Origin of the sequence: Microcoleus sp. D3_18_C4 (genome assembly GCF_036702355.1) — a bacterium.
Taxonomy (GTDB): domain Bacteria; phylum Cyanobacteriota; class Cyanobacteriia; order Cyanobacteriales; family Microcoleaceae; genus Microcoleus.
In genome coordinates this window covers 15027-41354 of record NZ_JAUBTF010000038.1, presented here as the reverse complement: position 1 = coordinate 41354, position 26328 = coordinate 15027, and the positions used below count along the sequence as shown (strand labels likewise).

At 45.9% G+C, this 26328-nt stretch carries 25 protein-coding genes; 10 read left to right on the top strand and 15 right to left on the bottom strand.

Annotation, left to right across the window (positions count from 1 at the left end; translation table 11 throughout):
* Window positions 1-234 precede the first annotated feature (234 nt).
* The 3 genes from QUA90_RS18915 (at window position 235) to QUA90_RS18905 (ending at window position 6301) form a co-directional block, all read left to right on the top strand.
* On the top strand, window positions 235-3543 hold the full coding sequence (locus QUA90_RS18915; protein ID WP_333447083.1) for a PAS domain S-box protein: 3309 nt from the start codon (window positions 235-237) through the stop codon (window positions 3541-3543).
* A gap of 159 nt (window positions 3544-3702) precedes the next feature.
* Complete coding sequence (locus QUA90_RS18910) at window positions 3703-5577, top strand: adenylate/guanylate cyclase domain-containing protein (protein WP_333383762.1); 1875 nt, start codon at window positions 3703-3705, stop codon at window positions 5575-5577.
* Between the two features lie 121 nt (window positions 5578-5698).
* Window positions 5699-6301: a Uma2 family endonuclease gene (locus tag QUA90_RS18905; protein ID WP_333447081.1), complete on the top strand. Its 603-nt coding sequence runs from the start codon at window positions 5699-5701 to the stop codon at window positions 6299-6301.
* A gap of 9 nt (window positions 6302-6310) precedes the next feature.
* Here the strand turns inward: QUA90_RS18905 and QUA90_RS18900 are convergent, their stop codons facing one another.
* The 3 genes from QUA90_RS18900 to QUA90_RS18890 all read right to left on the bottom strand — a co-directional run bounded on the left by QUA90_RS18900 (window position 6311) and on the right by QUA90_RS18890 (window position 9229).
* Window positions 6311-7078 (bottom strand): YebC/PmpR family DNA-binding transcriptional regulator, encoded by a 768-nt coding sequence (locus QUA90_RS18900; protein ID WP_333447079.1) that lies wholly within the window; start codon window positions 7076-7078, stop codon window positions 6311-6313.
* A gap of 148 nt (window positions 7079-7226) precedes the next feature.
* Complete coding sequence (locus QUA90_RS18895; protein ID WP_333447077.1) at window positions 7227-7865, bottom strand: histidine phosphatase family protein; 639 nt, start codon at window positions 7863-7865, stop codon at window positions 7227-7229.
* 167 nt (window positions 7866-8032) lie between these two features.
* The gene (locus QUA90_RS18890; protein ID WP_333447075.1) at window positions 8033-9229 is read right to left on the bottom strand and encodes an endonuclease NucS domain-containing protein; all 1197 of its coding nucleotides are present in this window, start codon (window positions 9227-9229) and stop codon (window positions 8033-8035) included.
* Between the two features lie 182 nt (window positions 9230-9411).
* Between QUA90_RS18890 and QUA90_RS18885 the strand changes: the two genes are divergently transcribed.
* A complete protein-coding gene (locus tag QUA90_RS18885) occupies window positions 9412-9765 on the top strand; it encodes a DUF4864 domain-containing protein (RefSeq protein WP_333447072.1) in 354 nt (117 codons plus the stop codon).
* Window positions 9766-9781: 16 nt separating this feature from the next.
* Here the strand turns inward: QUA90_RS18885 and QUA90_RS18880 are convergent, their stop codons facing one another.
* The gene (locus QUA90_RS18880) at window positions 9782-10477 is read right to left on the bottom strand and encodes a class I SAM-dependent methyltransferase (RefSeq protein WP_333447070.1); all 696 of its coding nucleotides are present in this window, start codon (window positions 10475-10477) and stop codon (window positions 9782-9784) included.
* Between the two features lie 333 nt (window positions 10478-10810).
* On the opposite strand from QUA90_RS18880, the gene QUA90_RS18875 reads away from it, so the two are divergent.
* A complete protein-coding gene (locus QUA90_RS18875; RefSeq protein WP_333327287.1) occupies window positions 10811-12673 on the top strand; it encodes a polysaccharide biosynthesis/export family protein in 1863 nt (620 codons plus the stop codon).
* A 591-nt stretch (window positions 12674-13264) separates the two neighbouring features.
* On the opposite strand, the gene larE is transcribed toward QUA90_RS18875, so the two are convergent.
* The 5 genes from larE to fraC form a co-directional block, all read right to left on the bottom strand.
* A complete protein-coding gene (larE, locus tag QUA90_RS18870; protein WP_333331772.1) occupies window positions 13265-14092 on the bottom strand; it encodes an ATP-dependent sacrificial sulfur transferase LarE in 828 nt (275 codons plus the stop codon).
* 135 nt (window positions 14093-14227) lie between these two features.
* Complete coding sequence (locus QUA90_RS18865) at window positions 14228-15007, bottom strand: Uma2 family endonuclease (RefSeq protein WP_333447068.1); 780 nt, start codon at window positions 15005-15007, stop codon at window positions 14228-14230.
* 161 nt (window positions 15008-15168) lie between these two features.
* Window positions 15169-15942 carry an ABC transporter permease gene (locus tag QUA90_RS18860; protein ID WP_333331766.1) on the bottom strand — a complete coding sequence of 258 codons (774 nt, stop codon included), beginning with the start codon at window positions 15940-15942 and terminating at the stop codon, window positions 15169-15171.
* A 175-nt stretch (window positions 15943-16117) separates the two neighbouring features.
* Window positions 16118-17116 carry a DUF5357 family protein gene (locus QUA90_RS18855; protein WP_333331764.1) on the bottom strand — a complete coding sequence of 333 codons (999 nt, stop codon included), beginning with the start codon at window positions 17114-17116 and terminating at the stop codon, window positions 16118-16120.
* A 5-nt stretch (window positions 17117-17121) separates the two neighbouring features.
* Complete coding sequence (gene fraC / locus QUA90_RS18850) at window positions 17122-17640, bottom strand: filament integrity protein FraC (protein WP_333227340.1); 519 nt, start codon at window positions 17638-17640, stop codon at window positions 17122-17124.
* A gap of 227 nt (window positions 17641-17867) precedes the next feature.
* Between fraC and QUA90_RS18845 the strand changes: the two genes are divergently transcribed.
* The 4 genes from QUA90_RS18845 to QUA90_RS18830 all read left to right on the top strand — a co-directional run bounded on the left by QUA90_RS18845 (window position 17868) and on the right by QUA90_RS18830 (window position 22367).
* Window positions 17868-19001: a cob(I)yrinic acid a,c-diamide adenosyltransferase gene (locus tag QUA90_RS18845; protein ID WP_333039380.1), complete on the top strand. Its 1134-nt coding sequence runs from the start codon at window positions 17868-17870 to the stop codon at window positions 18999-19001.
* 462 nt (window positions 19002-19463) lie between these two features.
* Window positions 19464-21446 carry a calcium-binding protein gene (locus QUA90_RS18840; RefSeq protein ID WP_333447066.1) on the top strand — a complete coding sequence of 661 codons (1983 nt, stop codon included), beginning with the start codon at window positions 19464-19466 and terminating at the stop codon, window positions 21444-21446.
* Between the two features lie 326 nt (window positions 21447-21772).
* Complete coding sequence (locus QUA90_RS18835; RefSeq protein ID WP_333331775.1) at window positions 21773-22102, top strand: DUF6883 domain-containing protein; 330 nt, start codon at window positions 21773-21775, stop codon at window positions 22100-22102.
* A 10-nt stretch (window positions 22103-22112) separates the two neighbouring features.
* Complete coding sequence (locus QUA90_RS18830) at window positions 22113-22367, top strand: DUF4926 domain-containing protein (RefSeq protein ID WP_333331756.1); 255 nt, start codon at window positions 22113-22115, stop codon at window positions 22365-22367.
* Window positions 22368-22613: 246 nt separating this feature from the next.
* On the opposite strand, the gene QUA90_RS18825 is transcribed toward QUA90_RS18830, so the two are convergent.
* The 4 genes from QUA90_RS18825 to petN all read right to left on the bottom strand — a co-directional run bounded on the left by QUA90_RS18825 (window position 22614) and on the right by petN (window position 23907).
* Window positions 22614-22802, bottom strand: a complete 189-nt coding sequence (locus QUA90_RS18825; RefSeq protein ID WP_333048102.1) for a CsbD family protein — start codon at window positions 22800-22802, stop codon at window positions 22614-22616.
* Window positions 22803-22893: 91 nt separating this feature from the next.
* Complete coding sequence (locus QUA90_RS18820) at window positions 22894-23130, bottom strand: DUF167 domain-containing protein (RefSeq protein ID WP_333331753.1); 237 nt, start codon at window positions 23128-23130, stop codon at window positions 22894-22896.
* Entirely contained in the window at window positions 23127-23726 is a 600-nt protein-coding gene (locus tag QUA90_RS18815) for a DJ-1/PfpI family protein (protein ID WP_006631014.1), read from the bottom strand. Before QUA90_RS18815 ends, QUA90_RS18820 begins: the two co-directional genes overlap by 4 nt.
* 91 nt (window positions 23727-23817) lie before the next feature.
* Window positions 23818-23907, bottom strand: a complete 90-nt coding sequence (gene petN / locus QUA90_RS18810; RefSeq protein WP_071883976.1) for a cytochrome b6-f complex subunit PetN — start codon at window positions 23905-23907, stop codon at window positions 23818-23820.
* 82 nt (window positions 23908-23989) lie between these two features.
* Between petN and QUA90_RS18805 the strand changes: the two genes are divergently transcribed.
* The gene (locus tag QUA90_RS18805) at window positions 23990-24487 is read left to right on the top strand and encodes a hypothetical protein (RefSeq protein WP_333390085.1); all 498 of its coding nucleotides are present in this window, start codon (window positions 23990-23992) and stop codon (window positions 24485-24487) included.
* A gap of 203 nt (window positions 24488-24690) precedes the next feature.
* Here QUA90_RS18805 and QUA90_RS18800 read toward each other — a convergent pair whose 3' ends face one another.
* On the bottom strand, window positions 24691-25365 hold the full coding sequence (locus QUA90_RS18800) for an SDR family oxidoreductase (RefSeq protein WP_333447064.1): 675 nt from the start codon (window positions 25363-25365) through the stop codon (window positions 24691-24693).
* Window positions 25366-25530: 165 nt separating this feature from the next.
* On the bottom strand, window positions 25531-26142 hold the full coding sequence (locus tag QUA90_RS18795; protein WP_333378090.1) for a methyltransferase domain-containing protein: 612 nt from the start codon (window positions 26140-26142) through the stop codon (window positions 25531-25533).
* Window positions 26143-26328 lie beyond the last annotated feature (186 nt).

Genomic DNA, 26328 nt, shown 5'->3' with positions numbered 1-26328 from the left:
CAAGCAAAAAGGCAATTGTATGCCCGTGCCCCAAACCATAATGGAATCAGTCATTGCCAATCTAAAATCTAAAATCTAAAATGGTATTAGTCGTCTCCCCCATCGGCTTTTTTGGGCTGCTGACTTTGTTAAAAAAGCTAAATTAAAAATAAAATTATAGAATAAGAATGGCTCAAGCTATTTATAATTTTCTATTGTTCTGTCCGCTCCCAAGGAGTTTGGATATTGCTACAGATGACAACAGACTCTTTCAACCTGTCTCTCCTAGAACGGGCGATCGCAGCGTCGAGCAACAGCATCCTCATAGCGGATGCTACTAAGCCTGACACACCTATTATCTACTGCAATCCTGCTTTTGAGAAACTGACAGGTTACAGTGCCGAAGAAGTTATTGGACGCAACTGCAGGTTTTTGCAGGGCCCCGATACCGATCATGCCGAATTAAATAAACTCCGCCGCAGCTTGGAAGCGGGAACGGAAATTCAGGTAGTTCTCAAAAATTATCGCAAAGACAAAACTCCTTTTTGGAACGAATTAATGGTTTCCCCCATCCTAGACAATGAGGGAAAATTAACTCATTTTATCGGAGTTCAGAACGATATTAGCAAAAGAGTAGCAGCCGAAACAGCCAGGGAAGAAAGCGAAGAAAGATTGCGCGTTATCGCCAGTACGACTCCCGTTCCCATGTTAATTACGCGCCTAGAAGACAGCGTTATTTTGTATGCAAATCCTGCTCTTGGTGAAAGTTTAGGTTTGAGTTACGAAAAAATTGTTGGTGGAAAACAAATTGAATTTTATGCCAATATCAACGACAACATTCAATTGCTAGAATTAGTCAAACAAAACGGCTTTAGCGACGGCGAAGAAATCTGCCTCAAGAAAGCAAATGGCAGTTTGTTTTGGGTAAAAATGTCGATGCGAGCAATTAATTTTAATGGCGAAGCCGCCATTTTATCGGCATTTTACGATATTACCGATCGCGTAGAAGCAGAAACAGCACTACGGCAAAGCGAAGCGAGGTTTCAAAAACTAGCCGCCAACGTTCCCGGCATGATTTATCAATTTCAGTTAGCAGCAGACGGCACTATGTCATTCCCCTACGTCAGTTCCGGCTGCCGGGAGCTCTGGGAATTAGAACCAGATGTACTGCAAAATTCAGCTATTCCCGCGATCGAAATGATTCATCCAGACGATGCGCCCAGCTTCCAGGAATCTGTTGCTATCTCAGCTAAAACTTTAGAGCCTTGGCGGTGGGAAGGCAGATTTGTTTTTCCGGGCGATCGGATTAAGTGGATTAGCGGGGCTTCCCGACCAGAACAGGGCGAAAAAGATAACATTATTTGGGATGGCGTGTTGATTGACATTAGCGATCGCAAACTTGCAGAATCAGCACTGATCCAAAGCGAAGCCAGATTCCAAAAAATGGCCGCCAACGTGCCGGGAATGATTTATCAATACTTGCTGCATCCCGACGGTTCAAATGAATTCATTTATGTGAGTTCCGGCTGTTGGGAACTCTACGAATTAGAGCCAGAAAAAGTTGAACAAAACTCGGATTTAATTTGGGCAACGGTGCATCCAGAAGACCTAAAAAATCTATTAGAATCAATCGCAATTTCCGGCAAAACTCTCAAACCTTGGATATATGAAGGGCGGATCGTAACCGGATCGGGAAAAGTGAAATGGATTCGCGGCATTGCCCGCCCCGAAATGCAACCGGGCGGCGATATACTGTGGGAGGGGGTGACAATCGACATCAGCGATCGCAAGCTAGCAGAAATCGCCCTCAGCGAGTCAAAAATCGCCCTGCAACAAGCCAATCAAGAACTTGAAAAGCGCGTCCTAGAACGCACGGAAGCCTTGGAAACATCCCAAAAAATGCTGTGGTTGGTAATCAATAACATCCCTCAGTTAATCGCCTGGAAAGATCGAGATTTAGTTTACTTGGGAGGCAACAAAAACTTTGCCAAAGTCGCAGGTTTCAATCACCCCAGTGAAATCGCCGGTCTCACCGACTTCGATATGCCTTGGAAGCCGGAAGAAACAGAATTTTTTCGAGCCTGCGACCGCCGCATCATGGCAACCAACACCCCAGAATATCACATCATAGAATCCAAAATGCAAGCCGACGGCACCCAGTGCTGTCTGGATACAAATAAAATACCTTTACACGACAATTCCGGCAATGTTGTCGGCATTTTGTCTACTTTTGAAGACATCACCGATAGGCTTTCCCTAGCAGCTCAAGTCCGGGCCAGCGAGGAACTATTTCGCACAATTTTTGAAGATGCACCGATCGCTATCTACTTAGCTAATTTAGATGATAACAAGTTAGTGAGAGTCAATAAAACTTACTGCGAAATGCTGGGATATACCGCAGCAGAATTGCTTGCCCAAACATTTATTGAACTTGGACATCCCGAAGATTCTCCAAAAAATCTCCAAGTTGCTGATTCTCTTGAGCGGGGAGAAATTACTCACTATCAAATCGAACTCCGCCAGATTACCGCTACAGGTAAAATTGTTTGGGTAAACGTGACAGCTACTTTGATTCGAGACGGTGAAGGACAACCTATTTACAACTTAGGGATGATTGAAAATATAACCAATCGCAAAATTTCCGCCGCCGCACTCCAAGCTTCCGAATCTCAATTAAGAAAACAAGCCGCCCAATTGCAAGAAGCATACGAACAGCTACAAAACGCTCAAATCCAATTAGTTCAATCCGAAAAAATGTCGAGCCTCGGTCAGATGGTGGCTGGGATTGCCCACGAAATCAACAATCCTGCCACTTTTATTAACGGCAATATTTCTCATACTTACAACTATTTTCACGATTTAATTGAACTGTTAAGTCTCTACCAGGAATGCTATCCGTCCCCAGGGCCTCAGATTGCTAAAAAAGTTAAGGACTTAGAGTTAGATTTTCTGAAGGAAGATTTGCCAAAAATGCTAAATTCTATGAGAGTAGGAGTAGAAAGAATCAGTAATATTGTGTTGTCGCTGCGGAACTTTTCGCGGCTGGATGAATCAGAAATGAAGTTAGTAGACGTTCATGAAGGAATTGACAGTACACTGTTAATTTTGCAGCACAGATTGCATCAGGCAAGTAAAAAAAGCGGGATTGAAATTATTAAAGAATACGGAAAAATCTCAAAAATTTACTGTTGTGCGGGGCAGTTAAACCAGGTATTTCTCAATATTATCAGCAATGCGATCGATGCTCTAGAAAACCAACCGGAACCTCGGACGATCGTGATTCGCACCCTCATGAAAAAAGCTGGGTTGAAAAGCCACAGTAAAACCCAGCTCAGTGATTGCGATCGCATGGTAATTTGCATCGCCGACAGTGGCCCGGGAATGAGCGAAGAGGTTCGCAAGCGGCTATTTGACCCGTTCTTCACAACCAAGCCCGTAGGCTCTGGAACTGGTTTAGGATTATCCATCAGCCATCAAATTGTGGTAGAAAAACATAAGGGAAGCCTGCGGTGCATCTCAGCGCCCGGACAGGGAGCGGAATTCTGGATTGAAATCCCCTGCTGAGCGATCGTCCATTAATCTAAAAGTTTAAATATCTAACTTTTAATTCCCAATTGCCGTCGGTGCTTGAGTTATCAGGGTTTTGAATTAACCGCACTCAGAGGCCGGAACAAATCGCACTCAGCGGTGTGCTAATCTGCTGCCCTTATTCGCTAGGCAATTATGCTGAAAAAACTACCTTTATCCTGGTCTCGCTACATTCCAGCCGGGTTGACGCTGGCTTTGGGTGTCGGGCTGTCGGTTTTGACATTCGCCTTGGTTTGGGACTGGGAAGACAAGCGCCGCGACTACGAAATGCACCGCCGCATTGACGATATTTCGATCGGCATCGAACGCCAGCTCAACTCCGACTTAGATACTGTTCTCGCCCTCAGCGACTACATGAAAGCCTTCAGCACCGTCGAGCGTTCCTCTTTTGCCCGGTTTGTCGCCCGTCCCCTATCCGTCCACCCTAGCCTGCAACTTTTGGCTTGGGCCCCCCGCGTCCCCAATTCCGAGCGGCGCAACTACGAAACCAAAGCTAGAACCGAAACCGACCCCAGCTTCGAGATTACAGAGCGTGGCCCGCGAGGAGAACTCCGCAAGGCCCTCCAGCGTTCCGAATACTTCCCGGCTTTCTACGTCGAACCACCAGCCGGAAACGAGACAGCATTAGGCTTTGACCTCGCCTCCCACCCAGAAATCCGCGCCGCGCTCGATCGAGGACGCGATACAGGAGAAATGATTGTCACCAACTACATCGGCTTAACTCAGGGCACTTCCCCGGAACTAGGTCTTTTGGCAATAGTTCCGATTTACGAAAACAGCAGTAAACCGACTACCCTGGAATCCCGTCGCCAACTGCTACAAGGATTTGTTCTGGGCGTATTTCGAGGCAAAGATATTTTCCAAACCTCTTTAAAAGGACGCAATACCGACTACCTCAATATTTATCTCGTTAGCGAGGCTCCAGACAAGCAACAAGCACCCTCGCTATTACCCCAAACGGCCAACCCGGTTCTCAAAAATCTCCCTGCTGAGAGGCAAATTCAGCAATTTGCGGTGCAGTTCCAATCCGCGAGCCAACAAGTGCTTCCAGCATCAGCCACTGCTGACCGATCCCTGATGCAAAACTGCCCGATTCTTGACAATCCAGGCCCGAACTATACAGCTTGCAGAAGGCGGCTGAAAATTAGCGGCCGCCAGTGGTCTATGTACGTGTCGGCAACGCCGGAAATTCGCAGGCTTCGCAAGCACTGGCGCTCTTGGGGAACTCTGACGATGGGGATGCTGTGGACTCTGATTCCGGTGACATATATGCTGACATCTTTGAGTCGCACCGCCCAAATCGAAAAGCTAGCCGGAGAAAGAATTCGCCAAGCCGAACAGTTGCAGGCTGCTTACCTACAGTTGGAACTCGAACAAGCTAAATCCGAGCAATTGCTGCTGAACGTTTTGCCCGCAGCGATCGCCCTGCGTTTGAAGGACAATGAACACAATATCGCCGAAAGTTTTGCGGAAGTAACTGTGATGTTTGCCGACATTGTGGGGTTTACAGAGCTTTCGTCGAGAATTTCAGCGACGGCGGTGGTGGAAGTGCTCAACGATATTTTTTCGGCTTTTGACCACTTGGCCGATCGCCACGGTTTGGAGAAAATTAAGACTATTGGTGACGCTTACATGGTTGTCGGCGGTTTGCCTACGGCCCGAGAGGATCACGCCGAGGCGGTTGCGAACATGGCGATCGATATGTTGCACGAAATTCGGCTCCTCAGTTTAGAACATTCGGAACCTTTCAGCATTCGGATCGGGATTAGCAGTGGCCCTGTCGTTGCCGGCGTCATCGGCTTAAAAAAGTTTATTTACGACCTCTGGGGCGACACAGTAAATATTGCTTCGCGCATGGAATCCCACGGGATTACCGGCTGCATTCAAGTCACCGCCGAAACCTACGAGATATTAAAAGATAAATATACTTTTCAGAAGCGCGGCGCCATCCAAATCAAGGGCAAGGGATACATGGTTACTTATTTGCTAACTGGGAAAAAAGATTATTGACACCGCCCCAAAACGGATACAAGCCTCCGATTCCCCGATCGACTAAGACTTGCGATCGCCAAGCTAAGATATGATAAGCTCAAGGCATTTTATCACCCCTGCACCAAAAAAAGGAAAAACCATGACGACGCTGCTAATTCAAACCGAAAGCGTCCCACTGACGGTCAATTTCCCTGCGATCCAATCGATGACTGTTGAACAGTTCTATGAATTCTGTATAGTTAATCGCGATTTGAGAATTGAGCGTACAGCCAGTGGGGAAGTTATCATTATGTCACCAGCCTTTTCAGATACAGGGAATCGAAACGGTAAGATTGCCCTACAATTGGGGAACTGGGCAGAACAAGATGGCACAGGTGAAGCGTTTGACTCGAGTGCAGGCTTTACCTTGCCGAATGGAGCAACCCGATCTCCCGATGCCTCATGGATTAAACTAGAGCGCTGGAATACCTTAACTGAAGAAGAAAAAGCCTCATTCGCACCGATTTGTCCAGACTTTGTGATTGAATTGCGGTCTGCTAGTGACACTCTCAAGGGATTGCAAAACAAGATGCAAGAATATATTGAGAACGGTGTATCGCTCGGCTTTTTGCTCGATCGCAAAAATAGAAAAGTCTACATCTACCGTCCGGATCGCGAACCTGAAATCTTAGATAATCCTGAAACAGTCAGCGGCGATCCAGAGTTACCGGGATTTGTCTTGCGGATGGCCAAAATCTGGTGATTTAGAGCGTTACACCATACTCAAAGACATCAATTCATCTGTCATTTCAAAATTCGCCGTGACGCTTTGCACGTCGTCCAAATCTTCCAGTGCATCCATTAACTTAAGGAGCGATCGAGCTTTTTCCGGACTGTCTATTTCCACTGTATTGCTCGGAATCCAGCGATTTTCCGACTGCAAAACTGCAAAACTTTTTTGTTTCAAAACATCCGCCAGTTGTTCCAAATTAGCCACGCTGGTAAATACCTCTGCACCTTCAGTATCCTCATCAATTAATATCAAATCATAAGATTCCGCAGCCGCCTCTAGCGACGCTTCAAACAATTGTTCCTCATCAATCGGGCCGCGTACCGTACAAACTCCTTTGTTGTCAAACATCCAGCCCACACAACCAGTTTCGCCCAAGTTGCCACCATTTTTAGTAAAAGCTTCTCGCAAGTCAGCCGCTGTGCGGTTGCGGTTGTCTGTCAGCGCTTCAATTAGAATAGCAACCCCGCCAACGCCGTAACCTTCGTAGCGAATAGCTTCTAATTCCGAACTTCCCCCGGCCAAGCCGGCACCTTTGGCGATCGCCCTTTCTATGTTTTCATTAGGAATATCCGCCGCCTTGGCTTTTTCAATAGCCGTCCGCAGTTGAAAATTGCCAGCGGGATCGGGAACTCCGCTGCGGGCCGCGACAATAATTTCGCGAGATATTCTAGCAAAAACCTTGCCTTTAACGGCATCAACTCTAGCTTTTTGGCGTTTAATATTCGCCCACTTACTGTGTCCTGCCATACCGATTTAAGATTTTCGATTTAAAATGTGCGATCGAGATTAAACAATAACACCCAGATTCGGACTAATCAGATTAACGTAGGGTGCTCTTCTGCCGCGCACCTTACACACATAGCATAAAATGCGATTTTTGGCACGAATCTCAACTTTAATTAAACCGGATCACGGTTTCAGAGTCAGTCAGGTGAGAAGTATCGCCATTAAGTGCGATCGACCATTGTCCCTCACCCCGCACCACTTTTACCAAACAGCACAGAGAAGCATTAATTTCCGTTTCCGCACCGCCCGCCAGCCCGATCGCAGTTCCTAAAACCGACGCACCGTGACCTACTAATAACATATCTTCGGGAAACTCAGCCACGAGGCGTTTAGCAGTTTCCCCCGCCCTTTTGAAACAAGCTTCCACGGTTTCGGGATAATTAGCAATACCGCCTTTATAGGAAGCATCAATCCGGGGAAAACGCCTGCACAAAGCTTCAACAGACTCAGTTTCCGGCATTTCTGTCATCCATTCCGGATTCAGCCATTCACACAGTCCCCACTCTAGTTTAATTGACAAATCGAGAGCTTCTGCCGCGTGATTTGCTGTTTGGACAGTTCGCAGAAAAGGGGAAGCAAAAATATGAGAAATTCCTTCACCTTTGAGGCGATTGGCTAGTTGTTTAGCTTGAACGTGACCGTCTTCGGAAAGGTGAGGATCGTAGCGGCGTTCGGCGGTAAGAAACCAGTCGGGGTTAACGAAGTCGATGCGGTTTCCGTGTCGTGCGATCCAGACTGTTTGTGGCATGAGTTGGTTTGAGTTTGGCTTCTTGATGTAATATTATATCAAAGTTTGTTGATTTGATTTGTTGCGAAGCTATTGATGAGATTTTTTTAACCGCAGATGCACGCAGATAGACGCAGATGGATGATGGATTGGGTAAGGGGTGATGGGGCGCGATCGGATTTTTCCCCTTAAAGTCTTTCCAGCCATTTTTGCAGGGCTAAATCAATTAATTGAGCTGAACTAAATTTACAGGCGCGCTTGTCTAACTCGTCTATAGTTTCTAAGATGTTCGGATATCGCTGGGCAATGTTCATTTTTATAAAAACATTTTTTACATCCTTAGCTAAATCTATATACTTCATCTCTTCATAAGTAAAAATTTTAGAAATTGCAGAGTTTTTAATGATTTTAATGGCGCTGTTAATATACTCTATCAAGTTTTTTTCATTAAAATAAGTATATCTATAATTTTGTTGCCACTGTTGGATATTTGTTATGTTTAGCTTTACTTTTTCTGTTTGAGTAGCTATTACCTTCTTGTTAGAGCTAACTTTAGCACCAATTCCGCTTGACACGTAGCCCTCTATCAAAGCATTGCCATCCCAATCTGTCCAGATTCTTGCTCGGCCAATAGTTTTACCTGTCAGACCTTTTAAGGGCAACCACAGAAATAAGATTATACTTCCTTTACTATCCGAACACAACTCAGCGCAGAATTTACTATTTTTACTATTTCCATTTCCATACTTGATACTGCCAGCAGACACAACTTCTTCCATCCGCTTATCAAAACAGAGAACTTTCTGCCTAGTTTTTAATATTTCTTGCTGTTGACTAAGCTCGCAATTACTTAAAAGTTTCAAAAGTGCTTTGGGTGGACTGGGTATGTCCTCTGTACTTTCTCTTTCTTGATATGTAATCTCTACTCGTGCAATATGTTCGGTATCTACATCTTTAAAGTGTAAATATAATTTTTCTCCGTCAGGAACGATCGCAAATTGCAAAAACTGAAAAAATAGCCCGTGATACTTCCTGTCTGTAAAATTATCCCTGTGAAATTTTGGCGTAATTGCTATTAAGCGAACGGGTTGAGCGTAATCCACGCGATCGCCAAAAGGTTTGTGTTCCAACAAAGCATCGTAATAACGGGTTAACTGCTGAACGACATATCTATCTTCGCCGTTTTTCAACTCCAGCACAACTAACCGTTGATTCTCGTCCACCGCTATAATATCGCATCTTTGCTCGTTGACAGTGAATTGCCGCTTGATGACTGTCAAACCAAGCAAACTTTGCAAGTGAACTTCGACAAAATCCTCTAACGCTTCTTCATTTGCAAATTCCCACCCTGACCCTGTTTTCCTCAATGTGGCGCTGCTTAGCATTTTGACAATTCTTACAGTCTTTAACCAATTTTACCACTAATGTCTGTAGTGCGCTGAGGGTTTAAATAAACCCCGATCGCCCTGACAGCTTCCCAGCCATCCCGCAACAAAATCGCCTTTAAGTGGGAGCGCTATAATAGTAACTATTCGACACTCCCATCTCTTGACAAATTATTAAAAATATGCTCATCAGTGAAAGTGATCCCGCTACCATTCGCTCAGTCGTAGAACAGCAACTACAAGCCTTTCAAAAAGACGATGCTGCTGGGGCTTTTGCCTTCGCCAGTCCCGGAATTCAGCAGCAGTTTCGCACAGCCGAAAACTTTATGCACATGGTAAAAATTGCCTATGAAGCTGTATACCGTCCGCGCTCGGTATTATTTGAAAACCTCGCCACCGTAGAAGGAATTCCCGCTCAGCCAGTGCTGTTGCTGGACTCGGAAGGCATCCCAATCCGAGCCATTTATCTCATGGAAAAACAGTTTGATAATAGTTGGCGAATCAATGGCTGTTATTTGGTTTCGATAACAGCATAATAAGTTAGGCTGACTTTTAGACTGAGCTTTTTTTGCTAATTCGCAGCATCTTATTCCCGCCTTTTTGAAACTCATAAGGAGCCTCTTGAATTTCTACACTAAAACTTCTCTTTTTCAATTCTGCCATCGTCGGGTTTAAGTGATCTGATTCCTCCCCGCTAAAACTCTGCAATAGAGGGAAGACTCGGACTTCTTTCGCAACCCGACACATTTCTGAAATTGCTGACCGATGAAATTCTTCGGAAAGCAGGTGAGAATAAGCAAATAAGAAATGGCTGCACAAAGCTAAATCGAATTGACCGTTCTCGAAAGGCAAAACTGGCAGCTCAGCATTTATGTAGCGGCCTTGCTGTAAGCCTGATGGAAAATCTTCTAAAAATTCCTGCATCGCCTTCATTCGCACTTCGCCTAGCTGGTACGGCGATTCAAAATTGTTCCACAGGTAGCCGTCTAAATTGGCTTTAACACCGTCAATTACAGTTTGATATGTTTCTTGGATGCGATCGCCAATTTCCACCGCACTAAACTGATAAACTGGATCGCAAGAAATTACCTTTTTACCTTGGCGAGTCATTTCGGCATTGAAACTCGCCGGGCCGCCCGCACAATCAAGAATTGCTAGCTTGAGGTCACTTGAGGTCAAGCTAAACATTCCTATGTATTCATCCAAGCAGCGCCCCCAGGGAATTACTTTATCCAATTTTAGTGACACTTGTCTTTGTCCTGCAGATAGAATTATCTAATATTTTACCTCAAATCAGGGTGGTTTTTTCCTATCTCCTTTCTGTGGCGGGTTGATTTGTATGCGGACTTATGTATGAATAATTTTGCTCAAACGAGATATTAATCCTGACAACAGTTGGCGGGCTTTACACTTTCTTTACAAACAAGGCACAAAATAGTTAAGTACGATCGCACAATTTTTATGCTTGCACCTGTGGATTTTGCAGCACAGCGAGGCTACACTGGACAGCAGGGAAAATAAACTAAAATCCACTAGCTAAATTGCTCTTGTTCATTGGCAGGCTGCAACCAGGGAAGAAAGATGAAACATACCATTCAAACCGCTACAAGTCTGAGTTTGTCAGCACTCCTGGTGCTATTGAGTTCGCTGCCCAGTAGAGCTCAGTTACCTGCCGTCAGAAATCCTGCGCCCGCTAGGAACCCAAACCAACCGAGAGTACCGCCGCCACCTCCGGGTTCGAGTTTGCCGCCGATCGGCAATTCTGGTTCGCTGACACCAGAAGCAGCTTATACTTTAGGCCCGGGCGATCGCATTGCTTTAGATATCTTCGGCGTCCCTGAATTCAGCAGAGAATATCAAGTGTTAGTTGATGGGACGCTCAATTTGCCAATTATTCGCAGCGTCTCAATTCAAGGGTTGACGCTGCAACAAGCCGCTAATGTGATTACCCAGCGATACGAACCCTTCATCAATGTTCCCGTTGTTACCGTAACTGTGATCGTCGCTCGCCCCCTAAATATAGGCCTTGCGGGTGAAGTTACTCGCCCGGGTTCCTACAAGATTAATCCCACTAGAGAAGGAGGAGGAGTAAAATTCCCGACTTTGATGGAAATGCTGCAACTTGCACAAGGGGTGACATCAGCAGGAGATATGCGAAATGTCCAAATTCGTCGTTCCAACAGAGGCGGGCCGGAGCAAGTTACTAATGTTGATTTGCAGGATTTTTTAGACACGGGAAATTTGCGTCAAGATGTCACGATTCGAGATGGAGATACAATTTTTGTACCGACAGCAAGGGCCCTGAATACTCAAGAAGTTCGTCAAAGAGCCAGTGCTAATTTTTCCGCTGATATTACTAAACCAATTGGTGTGGTAATTGTCGGGGAAGTAAACCGGCCGGGGCCTTATACTGTATTTGCTTCGGATGTGCGATCGAGCAACCAACAAACAGAGTTGAGTTTTGTAGCTATCGACCAACAGCAAGGAGCAGTTGTAGGCTTACCAACAATAACTAGAGCATTGAAAATTGCTGGTGGTATCACTACAGAAGCTGACATTCGCCGCGTGCAAATCCGCCGCCGAGTCAGAGGTGGCAATGAACAAACTATCATGGTAAATCTGTGGGATTTGCTGCAAAAAGGCGACGCAACTCAAGATATTTTGCTGCAAGAAGGAGATAGCGTAATTATCCCGACAGCAGCTACCGTAGACTTAGCTGAAGTTTCTCAAGTCGCAAATAGCAGTTTTTCGCCGAACGCGATTAGCATCAATATTGTAGGAGAAGTAATTAGGCCTGGGGCTTTGCAGGTGCGGCCTAGTACATCCCTGCACCAAGCTTTGCTGACTGCAGGCAGTTTCAATCAATTGCGGGCTAAAAAAGACAGAGTAGAACTATTGCGTTTGAACCCCAACGGTACTGTTTCTCGTCGCACGATTGAGGTGGATTTTGCTCAAGGGTTGAATCCTAATAATAACCCCACTCTCCGCAACGACGATGTGATTCTGGTAGCGCGATCGGGCTATGCTAGGGTAGGAGACAATATCAACAGTTTTTTGCAGCCAATAACAGGAGTTGCAAATGGGATCAGCGCTGTTAGCGGCGTTTTTACTGGGTTTCAAGCAACTATCAACGCTTTTCAAAACTTATTTTTGGGAGGAGATTTCGAGCGGCGAAATCAGCTCAGACAGCTTCGCGAACAACGTCAAGACAGACAAGAGCAACGTCAAGACAGACTGCTAGACAGAGAGCTACAACGTGAAGACAGACTGCGGCAAGAAGAAGATAGAAGACTGCAACTTGAAGACAGAAGACTGCAACTCGAAGACAGACAGCGGCAAATAGATCTTGAGAATCGGCAAATCGAGATCCAGGAGCAGCAACTTCTGCTCCAAAATCAGCAGCAGCAAATGCAGCCACAGCAAATTCAGCCAACTACTCCTTGATCAGACTCGGGCGTTGAAAGTTAGCCACCCTCTTTATGAATCGGCGGTTGAAACCGCTGCATAGAGTCATTCGATTTTAGATTTTAGAGTTTAGATTTTGGATTGACGCCACGGATAAATTCGGGGGATTGTACTATCAAGAAATTCGCTTGTCAAACGAAGTCCGAGTCATATCAAATCCGTTAGCATCGGAATAGTAAATTCGAGTTGACTGTTGACTGTTGACGGTTGACTGTTGACTGTTCACGGCGTCAACAGTCAACAGTCAACCGTCAACATCATGTATGAGTGTAACCGGAAAGGATATCAAGGGGGATTAAGAAATAAAGGGGGTATTAAAACCGGATTTGCTATTACATGGCACATCCCAAATCTACGGCAAACATCCTAGGCGTTGCTGATTTACGGTATGAAACGCTAAATATGACCGTCATAGAAACGAGTATCCACAAAGCTTTGGGATTTTAAAGTTATTTTTTTCATACCCTGATTAAGCAACGCCACTATAAAGGTTCGATTGCCATGGTTCCCCTTTGTCCATTTCCCAAACTACATCAATCATGAGAAATTTTTTGTATTCGGGAAAATTAATCAACCTTTTGCCTGCAACAACTGCGGCTGCAAAACCTGATTTAATTTGCCACTGCGAAACCCCTCCAAATCCAAAGTCGCGTAAACAAAACCAAACTCTTGAAACACCGCGACTAATGCAGGCAAATCCGCATTTAACACAAACTGCTTAATCTCCTCTGCTGGTAACTCAATGCGGGCCGTATCTCCGTCCGATCGCACTCGCAAATTTTTCAGTCCCAACTGGCGCAAATACCGTTCGGCGCGCCCCACTCTTTGCAACTTTCCAACGGTGATTTCTTCGCCGTAAGGAAAGCGCGAACTCAAACACGGTTGAGCCGGTTTGTCCCACCAAGGCAAACCCAATTCTTTTGCCAACTGCCGCACTTCCAATTTACTCATGCCTACTTCTGCTAAAGGCGATCGCGCGCCGCGTTCCTTCGCAGCCTGAATTCCGGGACGGTAATCCTTTAAATCGTCACCATTAACCCCATCAACCACATAAGGATAACCCTTTGCTAGTGCTAGAGGTTTCAAAGTATCATGCAGTTCGCTTTTGCAGAAATAGCAGCGGTTAACTGGGTTAGAAGTGTAATTGGGATTTGCCATTTCCTGAGTTTCTACTTCCTGATGGGCAATGCCAATTTCTGCTGCTTGAATGCGCGCATCTTCTAAATCCTCGGGCAGTAAAGACGGCGAAACAGCCGTCACTGCCAAAGCGCGATCGCCCAATACATCAAAAGCGATTTTTGCTACCAAAGTGCTGTCAATTCCGCCGGAGTAGGCAATCAAAGCCCGTTCCATCTCTGCGAAAATATTTTTTAATTCTTCAAGTTTTTCTGTTAACATAATTTCACCTTGTTTTACCAACATATAAGTAAGACAGTAAACTCAAGAAAGAAGGATGAAGACAGCATATTTCGATCGGTTTCCCTTCTTCCCTCGAACCTGTTCATTCTTCCGACTTCCCTCAGACTTCTAATGCTATTCGGGATCGAGACCGAGGGCTGCCAATCGAGCCAAAAGCTCTTGATTTCGCTGTCTTTCCTGTTCCAGCAGCGTTTCGACTAACTCTTTGTCTTGCTGTTGGCGATCGGCTCGCTGGCGTTCATTTTCTGCCCTTTCTTCCGGCCACAAAAGCAGTTCTCCGCCCTCCGTCCACCAGCGCAGCCAATATCCCGTTCTACCTTCGCGAGTTCCCTGCCACACTCCCAAAAATAGATTTAATCCAGGTATTAAATAACGGCCGTTTTCATCAGGATTTTGATTTTCATAACGCTCGGATTCCAGCGCATAAACTTCTATTCGGCCTGTATGCGGCCGAAAAATGACATAGCGAGGAACTTTGATTACTTGTTCGTAAAAAAACCACTTGCCGATTTCTTCTGTGTGTTCGACAGAGTATTCGTCGCCGTAAGTAGCTGATAGAAATTCCATCACTACAAAAGGAACTGTTCCTTCGGTATGAGGCGTGTAACTGCGGCGGGGATAGTTGTGAGGCCTCTTTTGAACCGGCTGCACGTACATCCAGTCTGGGGCTTTGCAAATAGTGCGATCGTCCACAGCAGCACACAAAGCAAAATTAGAAACTATTAGTGCGTCTTGCATTAGTTCCGGGGAATCCACTACAGACTGGCGCAAACCGTTAGCTAGCAAGGGATGGTCTATATCGTCTACAGGGTCGTCTGGTAGGATGAAATCATCGGGTAGCAGTGGCCAAGTAATCTTGAGCGGGGATATCGGTTTGTGAATTATAGTAGTCATAAGTCACCTCATTTTACCAATAAAAGTTTGAGTTTTAGTCGAAATTGGCGATCGATAACCTTCTCTATATCTTAGCGCTTTAAGTCGATAATAAAATTGTTTGTAGTGAGGATTTTAGTCTTCACTACAAACCATTACCCTAAAGGTGCGGAATGCGCGCTTTAAAATTCCCGGCGGGAAAATATGGCGATCGCAATTGACAGCAGCAGCACCACATACAGCAAACCGTAGCCAGCATCTGTAATCAAACCTGCCAAGTAAGGAACTTGTCCGTAAACAGCATCGTTTCTCAAATTGAATCTGGCTAAATCCGGCAAAACCAGATAAAGTCCCATCATCAATTGTTCAATGCCAGGATTTTTAGTTAACTTGCCCAAAGCCACTAAATCCCGCGTCGAATGTCCCATCAAATAAACGCCAAATGTCAGTAAAGTTGCCAACAGCGAACTGCTAAAAACTCCAAATAAAATCCCGACACCAGCCATCAGACACAGCTCAAACCAGACAAACAACGAAGCGATTAAAATGCTTTCCAAAGGGAAAGGAATGCGGCTCAAACTCAGAATAGCCAGATAGATAACCGTCATTGCCCCTACAAGCACCGCCAGCACGGCCGACAGCCCTAAGTGCTTGCCCACAATTAACTCAGCCCGACTTATCGGCTTAGCAACTAACAGATAAACAGTGCGCTTTTCAATTTCTTTGTTGACCAATCCGGTAGCCACAAAAACTGTGGCAATTAGACCGAGAATGCTCATAGCAGCTAAACCGATATCTAAGATAATTTTCTTTTCGGTTGTCGCCGCCAATTCCGGTATCAACCGTACCGAGGCGCCCATCAACAGAGCAAAAATAATAATTAAGTAAAGGATGCGATCGCGAATTACTTCCCAAAATACATTGGTCGCGACTGTCAAGATTCTTCTCAAATTCATCTAGTTATTAACCCACTGGAAACTTTCGCCATACTTTAGTTTAAGGAAGAGGGAAGAGGGAAGAGGGAAGAGGGAAGAAAGAGGATTTTTTCCATCTCCGCCTCTCAGAAGCTCCCACTCTTAGACCCTCCTACTCTCCCGCTATACCGATCGCAATTAGTTAACAGAGACAGAATCAAACTTGGCTGTCCCCCGCCGTTCCATCTTTTTTCTGTCCGGGTTGAGAGCGTTTGATCGCATCGCAGGTTACAGTCGCCCTATTGCCTATATTGAACACCTCGCAAGATTTGGTAAACGAATATATTTCCGGTCTAAAAACCAGCCCCAGCCAAGTTGCCTGCATCTCTAACTGATAGCGGGAATCTCCTTGGACGATCGAAGTTTTGACATCCCACCTCGCATCTTCTGCGACTACCCCAGTTGTTTTTAAGGCTTGATTCCGCAGAAAAAATCGCTCGTTGTCAATATCTATTAACATTTGCTCTACTTGCGCCCACGGTTTTGTGCGGGCTTCATTTCGCAGGTATCGCTCCATTTCATTGAGGATGACAACTCCTCGGGAGCGATTAATAGTTGGCTGTTGAAATGTCACCACATAATCGCTTTGCCTCAAATCCTGAGATAAAACGCTCGGATACTGTTGTATCCAACCTTGAATTAAAAAGTGAAAAGCAAACCAACAGGAAAACAGCAGGTGAACTAGAGTAATCATCAAAAACTGAGGGCGCACCAACGACCTGATACCTTCCCGTTTTGACTCGCTATTCCAAATCTCTATTGTCGCCAGAACTACTACTGCTATAAGTGGGCCAGCTATCCATGCTATTTCCTTCCTATCCGACGGCAATCTTATCAGTAACCACAAGCCAATTAAGATGCTTGTCACCCACGGACTCAGACTTACTCCTTTAATCACAAAAGGTTGCTGGCTGGTCAGCAAACCCATTGAAAGTGTAAAAAATAACCAACTCATATCAAAAAGCAGAGTTCTCGTCCGCCAGTCAGTGACTGCCGCCACTGTCAGCAAAGCTAAAAAGATGCTGAGTAGTAAAGGAGTCTTCCAGTGAACAACTTTAGGCGGAATCATCGCCTTTTGGATTTTTTTATTGGTTTCCCAAAGGTTGTTCGTCAGCTTAGTGAGTTGCTGAGTGACATCTAAAAATTGCTTCATCATAAATTTCAATAGACGCTTTGCAAAAACAACACGGTTAAAATAACGAGATTGCTAACAGTGTGGGCGATTAAAATTCCCCCAAACTGGGTAGTTACTTGAAAAGTTTTTTTGGGAGGACGGCGGGTGAGGGTGGGTGGCCCTAAAAACTGAGGTTTGGCAGCTTTTTTATTGCCGGAAACCATGTTGTCTATGAATTCTAATCCCTGCCATTTAGCTACAAACGTTACTGCTAATACTGAGAGTGCTATCATAGTTATTGGAGCGTAAACATTATCCCCACGTCCTAATAAAATATAACCGATAAGCTGTTCCCGCAATTCTTTGCTAAGAACGCTTTCAATGCCGAAGAAAACTAACCAGCCTACGCAAGTACAAGATAGATTGAGGATGGCTGTATATTCAATGCTGGTTTTGGGGCCGAGTTTAAGTAGTTTTTGCAAAAACCACGATTCGATCGCGATCGCCAAAAACATAATTAAAATTTGCACCAAAACAGTCCGAAATGGGAAAACACTCGCAATCATAAGCCTTTAGGTATATCAGTCCGTGTTAAATTTTAATTGTACAGCACAAACGGAATAATCTTAACCGGAGGTTTGAGCACCTGATTGCGTTTGATCGCTGCTTAAAAGATTGGGGGTTAGAAGTTATCGTATAATCTGTTGAGATCCGCCAAAAGAATGGAAAAATTAAACATTCAAGGCGCGCGATCGAATACCCACCCCGCAACAGACTCAAACAACTGCTGATTATGGTAAGGAATGGCATTGGTATTCGGACAGCCTCATCCCGGTCGGAACGCGCCGCGGGTCAGATTCACGTCTACGACGGCGCTGGTAAAGGCAAGTCTCAGGCAGCTTTGGGAGTAGTGTTGCGGTCGATCGGGCTGGGTATCAATTCTGACTCGCCCACGCGAGTTTTGTTGCTGCGCTTTCTCAAAGGCCCCGGCCGCTCCTACGACGAAGACGGGGCAATAGAAGCCTTGCAACGGGCATTTCCCCATTTGATCGACCAAGTGCGTACCGGCAGAGCCGAATATTTTGGGGCCGAAGCAATCACCCGCTTCGATCGCGCCGAAGCTCAGCGAGGCTGGGATATCGCCAAAGGAGCGATCGCCAGCGAGCTCTATTCCGTCGTGGTACTAGACGAACTAAACCCTGTATTGGACTTGGGTTTGCTGCCAGTTGACGAAGTAGTCCAAACCCTCAAAAACAAACCAGAATATTTAGAAGTCATCGCCACAGGCCGAGCGGCCCCGGAAGCTTTGCTGGAGATTGCCGACTTACACTCAGAAATGAAGCCCCACTATCACCCCGCAGCGGCAGAGCATCATATTTCCGGTATCGAAATATACACTGGAGCGGGGAAAGGCAAGTCTACGAGCGCTTTGGGCAAAGCTTTGCAGGCAATAGGTAGGGGTATCAGTCAAGACCAATCTCACCGGGTGTTAATCGTGCAGTGGCTGAAAGGTGGCACAGGTTATACAGAAGATGCGGCGATCGCAGCTTTGCGACAAAGCTACCCGCAGCTAGTAGACCACCAGCGGTGCGGCCGAGATGCTATAGTTTGGCGGGGGCAACAGCAAGAGCTAGACTGCATCGAAGCAGAACGCGGCTGGGAAATCGCCAAATGTGCGATCGCCAGCGGCTGGTACAAAACGATTATTCTCGACGAACTCAATCCCACAGTAGACTTAGAACTGCTGCCGGTAGAGCCGATCGTCGAAGCCCTGCTACGCAAGCCGCGGGATACAGAAATCATTATCACCGGGCGCTGCCACAAACCCCACGCTTACTTTGACTTGGCAAGCGTACACTCCGAGGTATACTGTCACAAACACTACGGCGATCGGGGCGTAGAACTAAAGCGGGGCGTAGACTTTTAAAGCCCGGAGCGGTACCGAGTTCAATCCGGGCCAGAATTATTAAATGACGGCCCTGCCTGGAAAACCGGAAATTGCCACAAAGCCTTGTTACCAAGTAAAAATCTCCCAATTTTCCTTGTCTTCCCGATCACCCAGATCCGCCTTTTTTAATCTTTAATTTCCTCATCCGGACGCGATCCCCGACCGCCAATCCAGAATGGAACATTAAGAATATGAGCCGCGTCTTCTTGAGCGTGAGCACCTGAGACAGTGCACCAGGATTATTAAAGGGTGAAGACTTTGAAAATAAAAGCTTACAAGCAAAAAATCCGCGAGGGAGAAAGTCTAGACAGGGTTAACGCCAGTAGGCTAGACTTGCGGCTGGCAAACAGGTTAAACTACAGCGGAATCCAAACATTCGGTGTTCTAGGCAGTGTCTGTAGTCGCACCAGCGATGACCAACAAGTAGAGGAGTGAAGCTTTATGACAACGTTAGATGACAATTCTAATCAACTAGATTTAAACCTTCCGGGGCTAGGCCCGGATACAGTATTCGCCGGAGAGGGGGCGGATTTCATTAGAACTTCCACCCTGGGCGGCAGCTTAATATTTGGCCAAGGCGATAACGATACTCTGATTTCAGTTGGCCCGAACGATACCATATACGGCGGCGACGACGAAGATTCAATCAGATCTCAGCGGACTCCGGCTTTGCTATTTGGCGACTCCGGCAATGACACCATGATCGCTGAAGCCCGCGCTAGCCTGTACGGCGGTTTGGGAGAAGACTTGATCCAAGGTACTGTCGAAGCTAACCTCATGTTTGGTAATGAGGGCGCAGATACGATGCTGGGAGGGGCCCAGAGAGCAGATTCCCTCTACGGCGGTAAGGACAATGACTCGATCGGCTTCTTCATCGCAGGGGGTGGCAACAACCTCGGTCTTCCCCTAACCGGAGGCTTCGCTGGCAATGAAGGCAGCAACTACTTGCGGGGTGATTTGGGCGACGACTTGGTTGTAGGTATCAATGTAAGAGACAGTCTCTTTGGCGGTAAAGGCAACGACACCCTAAGAGGTGTGGCCAGCAACAGCTACCTGTCGGGCGATCTGGACGACGACATCTTATTCATTACCAACCGTACCCAGACAAGCCCGTTTGCTCAGGGCAGCGTCATTACGATCGGCATTGAGAGAACCACCTTGATTGGTGGTGGCGGCAACGATTCTCTCACCGGGGCGATCGGCGAGTTTGAAGCCGGCAGAAACTTCTTTGAGGGCGGCGAGGGCAACGACACGATCAGGGTTTTTGCCACGCAGGATACCGCTTTGGGAGGTGCAGGCGACGACTTCATCGAGTCATCCAGGGTATCGAATCTAACTTTGAGCGGAGGCGCCCAGAGTTCATTTCCCGGCTTCGCGGGTCGCAACTTGCTCGACGGCGGAGTAGGCAATGACACGATCGTTGCAGCTTTTGCGACGGATACAATGGTCGGCGGTGAAGGCAACGACAGCCTGAGCGGTACCTTTACTAACGCAGCCGGTGGAGATGGCAACGATACTATCGATGCTACCAAGGCCATTTTTGCTGGTACTGGTACTGCTTTGATTACTCTCGAAGGCGGTCTGGGCGGCGATCTGTTAATTGGCTACACCAATCCTACTACTGGCAGCAGCTTCACCGTCACCAACCTCATGAACGGTGGCGAGGGAAGTGACACCATCATCTTTGGCAGCAATCGCGATCGCGTGATTGGCAACGTTGCGGGTAACGACTTCATCTCCTACGCTAGCGGCGTCAGCTTTACCGGTCTTACAGCGCCAAACTTGATTAGCGATACCTTAGGCAGCAACTTCATTATTGGTGGCAACGGCACTGATGTGATCACTACTGGTAACGGGGATGACATCCTGTTCGGCGACTCATCCAATGCTACCGACGCCGCTGGAGGAGCCGGGGACGATACCTTAAATGCCGGTGCTGGAAACGACACCTTGCTGGGCGGTTTTGGAAAAGACTATTTGATCGGCGGCGACGGTAACGACTCTCTCGGCGGGGGGCCTGGTGCTGACACGCTGATTGGCGGATCGGGTAATGACAGCTTCTACTACAACAACTTCGGCGAGGGCGCCGTGGGTACTGACACAGACCAAATCGGCGATTTTACGAGTGGCCAAGACAAGTTTATCTTCCAAATCAATGGCTCCAACGGCTTCCCCAACTTGAGGGTACTGGATAATACGAATCGAATTTCTTCGAAGGCGTTCTTGCCGCTTGAGAGTGGGACTTACAACGGCACTTTTGGTCCAGCCGGGGCGGGCGCGACAGAGCCGTTCGTCTTTTATGAAAATGAAACTGGACGACTAGGATATGACTCTAACGGTGTTGGTACTGCTGGCGGAGTAGTTACGCTGGCAATTCTGAATGGCAGACCGGGCATTACGGCTGCTGACATTACCCTGATTTAATTTGGGTAAAAGTGGGTGGGGTCGATTCTGAAACATCGCCCTACCAACTCTCAAAACTAATTGTGCTATGTTTCGAGCTGGGGATATCCATCCCTGGCTTTTTTATTGGCATTGAGAATTGGGCATCGGGGATTGGGCATTGGGCATTGGGCATTGGGCATTGAAAGGAAGAGCAGATTCACCGATCCATTTTGCCACCCATCAATAATGTTGATAAACCAGCCACCCAGCTCAAAGACGATATAATTGACATTTGAGTAAAAGTCGATTATCGTAGCAGACTAATATTCTATTTTGTCCTTCAAAAAAAGTTATTAATAGTGTAACTGCCCAATGGTCATCTAGCAGATTTAGGCAATAAAATAGAAGAATATTCTCTAAATCTGAATCACCAAGAAGGAAAAAATAAAGCTATTTTGTTTGCCAGTAAGTTAGGCATTACCCTAGAAAATGCTGAAATGCTCAAACAGGCTTTAAAAGAAGCTGCTATCAACGAAGATGTTGTTATTCAAAAAAACAATGAATACGGAACACATTATAACATGAAATTATTGCTGAAAACCGAAGTAGGTGAATCTCTGATTATAGCAGCTTGGATCGTCCGCTTAGGTGAAAGTTTCCCCCGATTAACAAGTTGTTATCCCGTCCAAAAGTGAAGTAAAAACAATGAAAACAATTAAAGACCTTGATATTGTTGCTTTAACTGAAGATTTAGAAGCAACCCATTTTGAAACCAAACAAATCATTAAATTATATAAAGGACAAGTAGGAACAGTCGTGATGGAATTTGATGGCAGTGCTTTTGAGGTAGAATTTTCTCATCAAGATGGCACAACTTATGCAATGGAAACAATTCCAGCCACAAAATTAATGCTTTTGCATTATGAATTACTAGAATCTATAGGGGCAGTTCGCCGATGAATTTTGCCACGCACCAATAATGTTGATAAACCCATTCCCACCCAACAAAGAACCCCGATTAAGCATCGTCGCTCAACCGTTAAATTCAATTAATTCAGAATTTTGGGCTGGGTGGGGGCGGGTTTATGAGATGGTTAGTTTTTGGCAATTATGGTTGGTAAAACCCGCCCATACATAACAAAAAAATCCCGCAAACATATCGTTTGCGGGATTTAGTAGGCAGGAAACTTGTAGGGAATACTGTTACTAAGCTCGGTCTACAATCTCTTTTGCTTTATCTTTGAGGTCTTCTTTCAGGTGAATTGCTGATGCTTGATCCTGCTTGGCTTGACCTTCTAATTTATCTTTCTGATTGCCTGTAACTTCGCTAACAGCTTCTTGGATTTTGCCTTCAATATTCTTCGCTGTTGCTTCGACTCTATTTTCAATGCTCATAATTTTTTATTCTAACTCTACAACTATTAATATATACTTTTAAAGTTGAGTCTATATCCCTCTTTAGATAGATTTGTTATTACCGTTATTTCTATGTTAAAGGTTCGATTGGAATTTCCACAAGTTTATTTCTCGAAGAAAAACCGGATTTAATGCCGATCGCAGATTTCGGCACTTTAAACTTTTTCGCTAACAGCATGATTAATTCTTGGTTTGCTTTACCATCAACGGGCGGGGACTTGAGATGTATTGTGAGGCTGCCGTCGGGTTGTTCTGCGATGCTTTGCTGTTTGGAATTCGGTTTAACTTTGACTGTGAAAATAGTCATACTTCGACTTTCTCTGAATGTTCGATCTTCGTTCCCAAAACTTTCAGAAATTCAGCCAGCCAGTTAGGGTGTGCTGGCCACGCGGGGGCGGTGACTAAATTGCCATCGACTACGGCTTCGGTAACGGGAACTTCTGTATATTTGCCGCCGGCCCGGAGTACGTCGGGGCTGCAAGCGGGGTATGCGGTGCAGCGTTTGCCTTCGAGTACGCCGGCGGCGGTTAGGACTTGCAAGCCGTGACAAATAGATGCGATCGGCTTTTTGCTGTTGGCAAAGTAGCGGGTAATTTGCAGCACTTGTTCATTGAGGCGGATGTATTCTGGGGCGCGTCCTCCGGGGATAATCAAAGCGTCGTAGTCGGCCGGGTTGATTTCGTCAAAAGTCGCGTTTAAAGTGAAGTTGTGACCTGGTTTTTCGCTGTAGGTTTGATCGCCTTCAAAGTCGTGAATTGCGGTGCGAATTGTTTGGCCTGCTGCTTTGTCCGGGCAGACTGCGTGGACGGTATGACCTACCATTTGCAGTGCTTGGAAGGGAACCATTACTTCGTAGTCTTCTACAAAGTCGCCGACTAACATTAAGATTTTTTTGGCTGTCATGTTGACAACTCCTGTTATTTTGATTGGGTTAAATAGGATTATAAAAAATGCGGGGCCGTTAAAAAGCCTGCCCCGCAAGCTATTCTGGAATCTAGAAACCGTTGCGTCCCCAAATGACCATTGAAATTGAGAAGGAGAACAGAACTAGCACCGAAACCCAACCGAGTGACAAAATATCCATAGCTATTTATTGAACAAACTGTACAAAGTGACTCCAAACCTTATGATAAGTCAATTTGAGCCATTTTTGAAATGAGGGCGCTGTGAAGGATTCGTCAAATTTTAGTGCGGCTGAACGGGTAGAATCTTTGAAGGCAGGGAGTGTTGCTGCTTTTTCTTGTTTGCTGGGTTTTGGGGCGATCGCCCTTGGTAATAGCTTAATTCTGGCGGATAGGTTGGATTCTCTGGCGAGTTTGCAGGTAAGGGAAATTGACCTAAATTTTGCCTTGAGAGGGACGATCGCACTTTTGGGCGGTTTTTTGTTCGGCGTGACTTACCGCTATGCGATTCGCCGAGATGTTAACCCGCAGCTTAAATCTGGTGCGGTGTTGGCTTTTGGACTGGTGCGGGCTTTTGGACAGTTGGATGCTGGATTGTCTTTTGAGGCGAGAGTTTCTTTTGAGGCGGGCAAGATGCCCGCACTACAAGACTTATTGCCGTTTGCGGTTCGCGGTGTCGAGAGTGTGGTGTTGTTTGCGATCGCGGGTTTGGTTTTGGATTGGGCGATCGGGCGATCGTGGATTAAGCCCTTTGATTCTTGAGTGTAAAATCTTGCAGCATTTTTAGGAACAGGCAAGATGCCTGTTCCACAAAAGTTCAATTTTCTTGTGGGGTGGGCGCATTTTTAGGAACAGGCAAGATGCCTGTTCCACAAGAATTGAATTTTCCTGTGGGGTGGGGTTCTAGCCTGCCCAAAAAATACAATTTAGATGCGATCCAGCTTATTTTTGCGCTAAACCCGCCCCTAGAAAGTTAATACCTCAAATTCTGGATTGCCGTAAACCATCTGTTTATCTACCGCCGACAAAACTTTATTGTTAGCAGCATCAGAAACTAAACACTGACAAACTAGCTGCGCTACATCCGCCCGGTGAATGGTTCCAGCAACTCGACAATCTTCTGTTAAAATACCGTTGCCTGTTGCAGGTTCCGATTTGAGTCCGCCGGGACGAATCACTGTATAAATCATCCCGCTTGCTATCAAATGATTTTCGGCTTTTTCCTTTTCAATTAAAACCGGGCGCAAAGTTTCTAAAGCTTGGGGTGGCAAAGCGCCGACACTATTACCGCTGCCGATGGATGAAACTAAAATAAATTTTTGCACGCCTGCTTTGACAGCCGCATCAATCAAGTTTTTGTTGCCCAAATAATCGGCTCTTTCTCCATCTTTTGGCAAGCCACCAATTGTGCTGATTACGGCATGAATTGGCTCACCGCCAGCCATCGCCGCTTCCACAGCCGCAGCATCCAAAGCATCGCCAGTCACGACTTCGATGCCCATGGTTTCTAATTCGGTAGTGGTTGCGGGCGATCGCAAAAGTGCTGTTACTTGCATATTTTGTGCTATCAGACATTTCGCGATTTCTAAGCCGACTCCTCGACTAGCACCCGCTAAAAAAATGTGGAATTTGTCTGTCATATTAATTGGGATTTAATTGGTGCAGAAAGTGGTTTATTTGACTGGATATAATTATACAACAATCTTCTGTCTATTGGTGAATGAGTTTTTTTATTTAACCGCAGAGGGCGCAGAGGAAGAGAGGGGAATGATGGGCAATTACCGATTGCCTATTTCCCATTTACGTTAGATTTTTTTGCCTACCATTACTACCCAAGATTGAGCTTCGCGGGGTAAGCCGGGGGGGCGATAGTAGTGATTGACAATTGCAAATCCTGTTTGTTCTAAACAAGGTGCTAAAGTATGATATTCCCATCCGGCAGTATAGCGTTTTCCCGTTGGTCTCTCGTCGTATCCTTCCCAATTTCCCCGACACATTGACATGACAATTGCACCGTTAACAACTAAGGCTTTGTGCAAATCTTGCAGCACTTTCACCATTTCGTCGCTGGGAACGTGAATCAGGGAAGCATTGGCAAAAATACCGTCAAATTCGGCTTTTGGCAAGTCGAGATTCAGAAAAGATTGTTGCCAAACTTCGCATCCCGATAACTTCTTGGCTATTTCTACAAAAGCTGGAGTTGCATCTAAGCCTACAACTGTGTGTCCTTGGCTCTTGAACGCTACTAAATCTCGTCCTGGGCCGCATCCTATATCGAGAATTTTACCGGGATTGCGGGGCATAGCAGCGGTCAGTGCGGATCGATTTTGGGATACGTCGTGATGCCAAGTTCCTTCTCGAAAAGATTCGGCAGTTAGCTGGTATTCTGCGATCGTAATTTCTTCGCGTTTGTCCACAATTTCCCCCTCTTGTATTATTTTAGATTTTAGATTTTAGATTTTAGATTGAAGAATGTCAACCGTAGAATAAGGCTTTCGGGCTACAATCTAAGAACTTACGGCTTACGCATTCGCTACCTCAGAAACCAGGTTTTTCTTCCCCATTCGTAAACGTGAAATATAGATATTGGGTATGGACACGGC

Bases quoted from the DNA above. Each gene is read 5' to 3' on its own strand.
- QUA90_RS18840 (WP_333447066.1), top strand. From the start codon at position 19,464: ATGACAACGTTAGATGACAATTCTAATCAACTAGATTTAAACCTTCCG.
- QUA90_RS18815 (WP_006631014.1), bottom strand. From the start codon at position 23,726: ATGACAGCCAAAAAAATCTTAATGTTAGTCGGCGACTTTGTAGAAGAC.
- QUA90_RS18820 (WP_333331753.1), bottom strand. From the start codon at position 23,130: ATGACTATTTTCACAGTCAAAGTTAAACCGAATTCCAAACAGCAAAGC.
- QUA90_RS18800 (WP_333447064.1), bottom strand. From the start codon at position 25,365: ATGACAGACAAATTCCACATTTTTTTAGCGGGTGCTAGTCGAGGAGTC.
- QUA90_RS18895 (WP_333447077.1), bottom strand. From the start codon at position 7,865: ATGCCACAAACAGTCTGGATCGCACGACACGGAAACCGCATCGACTTC.
- QUA90_RS18865 (WP_333447068.1), bottom strand. From the start codon at position 15,007: ATGACTACTATAATTCACAAACCGATATCCCCGCTCAAGATTACTTGG.
- QUA90_RS18890 (WP_333447075.1), bottom strand. From the start codon at position 9,229: ATGCTAAGCAGCGCCACATTGAGGAAAACAGGGTCAGGGTGGGAATTT.
- QUA90_RS18855 (WP_333331764.1), bottom strand. From the start codon at position 17,116: ATGATGAAGCAATTTTTAGATGTCACTCAGCAACTCACTAAGCTGACG.
- petN (WP_071883976.1), bottom strand. From the start codon at position 23,907: ATGGATATTTTGTCACTCGGTTGGGTTTCGGTGCTAGTTCTGTTCTCC.
- QUA90_RS18900 (WP_333447079.1), bottom strand. From the start codon at position 7,078: ATGGCAGGACACAGTAAGTGGGCGAATATTAAACGCCAAAAAGCTAGA.
- QUA90_RS18860 (WP_333331766.1), bottom strand. From the start codon at position 15,942: ATGAATTTGAGAAGAATCTTGACAGTCGCGACCAATGTATTTTGGGAA.
- larE (WP_333331772.1), bottom strand. From the start codon at position 14,092: ATGTTAACAGAAAAACTTGAAGAATTAAAAAATATTTTCGCAGAGATG.
- fraC (WP_333227340.1), bottom strand. From the start codon at position 17,640: ATGATTGCGAGTGTTTTCCCATTTCGGACTGTTTTGGTGCAAATTTTA.
- QUA90_RS18830 (WP_333331756.1), top strand. From the start codon at position 22,113: ATGAAAACAATTAAAGACCTTGATATTGTTGCTTTAACTGAAGATTTA.
- QUA90_RS18825 (WP_333048102.1), bottom strand. From the start codon at position 22,802: ATGAGCATTGAAAATAGAGTCGAAGCAACAGCGAAGAATATTGAAGGC.
- QUA90_RS18910 (WP_333383762.1), top strand. From the start codon at position 3,703: ATGCTGAAAAAACTACCTTTATCCTGGTCTCGCTACATTCCAGCCGGG.
- QUA90_RS18845 (WP_333039380.1), top strand. From the start codon at position 17,868: ATGGTAAGGAATGGCATTGGTATTCGGACAGCCTCATCCCGGTCGGAA.
- QUA90_RS18905 (WP_333447081.1), top strand. From the start codon at position 5,699: ATGACGACGCTGCTAATTCAAACCGAAAGCGTCCCACTGACGGTCAAT.
- QUA90_RS18915 (WP_333447083.1), top strand. From the start codon at position 235: ATGACAACAGACTCTTTCAACCTGTCTCTCCTAGAACGGGCGATCGCA.
- QUA90_RS18875 (WP_333327287.1), top strand. From the start codon at position 10,811: ATGAAACATACCATTCAAACCGCTACAAGTCTGAGTTTGTCAGCACTC.
- QUA90_RS18885 (WP_333447072.1), top strand. From the start codon at position 9,412: ATGCTCATCAGTGAAAGTGATCCCGCTACCATTCGCTCAGTCGTAGAA.